Source organism: Streptococcus mitis, from assembly GCF_001579035.1.
Classification (GTDB): Bacteria; Bacillota; Bacilli; order Lactobacillales; family Streptococcaceae; genus Streptococcus; species Streptococcus mitis_J.
In genome coordinates this window covers 2,666-5,639 of the sequence record NZ_KQ970289.1, presented here as the reverse complement: position 1 = coordinate 5,639, position 2,974 = coordinate 2,666, and the positions used below count along the sequence as shown (strand labels likewise).

3 protein-coding genes are annotated in these 2,974 nt (G+C 43.1%); all 3 read left to right on the top strand.

The features are described 5' to 3' along the window. A partial coding sequence (locus tag SMIDD26_RS07215) for an NAD(P)/FAD-dependent oxidoreductase (RefSeq protein WP_061439789.1) occupies window positions 1–874 on the top strand: 874 nt, incomplete at its 5' end. A 101-nt stretch (window positions 875–975) separates the two neighbouring features. Then, window positions 976–1,995, top strand: a complete 1,020-nt coding sequence (gene galE / locus SMIDD26_RS07210) for a UDP-glucose 4-epimerase GalE (RefSeq protein WP_061439692.1) — start codon at window positions 976–978, stop codon at window positions 1,993–1,995. After that, window positions 1,979–2,974, top strand: a 996-nt coding sequence (locus SMIDD26_RS07205) for a glycosyltransferase family 2 protein (protein ID WP_167747496.1), incomplete at its 3' end; no start/stop codon positions are given. The genes galE and SMIDD26_RS07205, both read left to right, overlap by 17 nt.

The following is a 2,974-nucleotide window of genomic DNA, read 5'->3' as shown; positions in this document are numbered from 1 at the left end:
AAAGTCGAGGCAAGAAATCGACTTTTACCAGCGTTCGGGAGTCTTTCTCCTGAAAAGAGATGAATCCAAGTTGGAAGAACTCTATCAACTGGCCCTCCAGCGTAGAGAAGAATCTCCCTTGATAGGGCAATTAGCCATTCTGGACCCAGCATCAGCTAATGAATTATTCCCTGGCTTGCAGGGATTTGATCACTTGCTCTATGCTTCTGGTGGAGCGAGAGTAGATGGTCAACTCATAGTGACTCGTTTGCTGGAAGCCAGTCAGGTCAAGCTGGTCAAAGAAAAAGTGACTCTAACACTTTTAGCATCAGGATACCAGATTGGCGAAGAGGTATTTGATCAGGTTATTTTGGCGACTGGAGCTTGGTTGGGGGACTTGTTAGAACCCTTGGGTTATGCTGTGGATGTCCGTCCTCAAAAAGGACAACTCCGAGATTATCAGCTGGCCCAAGACATGGAATCATACCCTGTTGTTATGCCAGAAGGGGAGTGGGATTTGATTCCTTTTGCAGGTGGGAAATTGTCTCTAGGTGCTACTCATGAAAATGATATGGGATTTGATTTGACGGTAGATGAAACCTTACTCCAACAAATGGAGGAGGTCGCCTTGCCTCACTATCCGATCTTGGCCGAAGCTACTTCAAGATCTGAGCGTGTGGGAATCCGTGCCTATACCAGTGATTTCTCTCCTTTCTTTGGGCAGGTGCCAGAATTGGCAGGTGTCTATGCAGCCAGTGGCCTAGGTTCATCAGGTCTCACAACCGGCCCTATTATCGGTTACCATCTAGCTCAACTAATCCAAGACAAGGAGTTGACCTTGGACCCTGAAAACTACCCAATTGAAAATTATGTCAAACGACTAAAAAACGAATAAGATTTTACTGAAATTTTATCTTACCCTCTAGGATGGAAAATGACATTCCCTATCAAAAATGGTAAAATAAGAAAAAATGATCCGAGAATCGAGGAAAGAAGATGCAAGAAAAGATTTTGGTAACGGGTGGAGCTGGTTTTATCGGAACTCACACTGTTATTGAGTTAATCCAAGCAGGTCATCAAGTTGTTGTGGTGGATAACCTTGTCAACAGTAACCGTAAAAGTTTAGAAGTTGTTGAGAGAGTTACAGGAGTTGAAGTTCCTTTTTATGAGGCTGATATCCGTGATACAGATACTCTTCGTGACATTTTCAAACAAGAAGAACCAACTGGTGTCATTCACTTTGCTGGTTTGAAGGCTGTTGGAGAATCTACCCGTATCCCTCTTGCCTATTATGACAACAATATAGCAGGAACTCTTAGCCTTTTGAAAGCTATGGAAGAAGTCAACTGTAAAAACATTATTTTCAGTTCTTCTGCGACAGTTTACGGAGATCCTCATACAGTGCCCATCTTGGAAGATTTCCCACTTTCAGTGACCAACCCATACGGTCGTACCAAGCTCATGCTAGAGGAAATTTTGACGGATATCTACAAGGCAGACTCAGAATGGAATGTGGTCTTGCTTCGTTACTTTAACCCAATCGGAGCCCATGAGAGTGGTGATTTGGGAGAAAATCCAAATGGTATTCCAAACAACCTCTTGCCATATGTGACTCAGGTAGCCGTTGGAAAATTAGAGCAAGTGCAAGTGTTTGGAGACGATTACGATACGGAAGACGGAACTGGTGTTCGTGACTATATCCACGTTGTTGACTTGGCTAAAGGTCACGTTGCAGCTCTGAAAAAAATCCAAAAAGGTTCAGGCCTAAATGTTTATAACCTTGGAACAGGTAAAGGCTACTCAGTTCTTGAAATTATCCAAAACATGGAAAAAGCAGTGGGACGCCCAATTCCTTACCGCATTGTAGACCGTCGCCCAGGTGATATCGCAGCCTGCTATTCAGATCCTGCAAAAGCCAAAGCAGAACTGGGCTGGGAAGCAGAACTCGGCATCACCCAAATGTGTGAAGACGCCTGGCGTTGGCAAAGCAAGCATCCAAATGGATTTGAAGACTAAGATGGTGATGTCAATCATTGTCCCCTGTTTAAACGAAGAGGAAGTACTTCCTCTTTTTTATCAGGCTCTGGAAGCTTTACTTCCAGATTTGGAAACAGAAATCGAGTATGTCTTTGTTGACGATGGATCAAGTGATGGGACTTTGGAACTCTTAAAGTCCTATCGGGAACAAAATCCGGCAGTGCATTATCTTTCTTTCTCTCGAAATTTTGGAAAAGAAGCAGCTCTTTATGCAGGCTTGCAATATGCGACAGGAGATCTGGTGGTGGTAATGGATGCAGACCTCCAAGATCCTCCTAGTATGTTGCTTGAGATGAAAGCTTTACTAGACCAAAATGCAGACTTGGACTGCGTAGGAACACGGAGAACCAGTCGGGAGGGAGAACCCTTCTTTCGTAGTTTCTGCGCTAATCTCTTTTATCGCCTTATGAAAAAAATCAGCCCAGTAGCCCTGCCGTCAGGTGTCCGTGATTTTCGTATGATGAGAAGGTCTGTAGTCGATGCCATTTTAAGTTTGACCGAGTCCAATCGTTTTTCTAAGGGACTCTTTGCCTGGGTCGGCTTTAAAACCCACTATCTGGATTATCCCAATGTCGAAAGACAGGCTGGCAAGACCAGTTGGAGTTTTAGGCAACTCTTTTTCTACTCCATTGAAGGGATTGTTAATTTTTCAGATTTTCCCTTGATTATAGCCTTTGTAGCTGGTCTCCTATCTTGTTTTCTTTCTCTACTGATGACCTTTTTTGTTGTGGTTCGGACTCTCATTTTGGGCAATCCGACATCAGGTTGGACCTCTTTGATGGCAGTCATTCTCTTTCTTGGAGGCATTCAACTCTTGACCATTGGGATTCTCGGCAAGTACATCAGTAAAATTTATTTGGAGACTAAAAAAAGACCACTTTATCTCGTTAAAGAAAAAAGTGACCTTCCTGATTTTACAGAAAAAAATAAAAGTGAAAAGACTATAATTTTACTATGG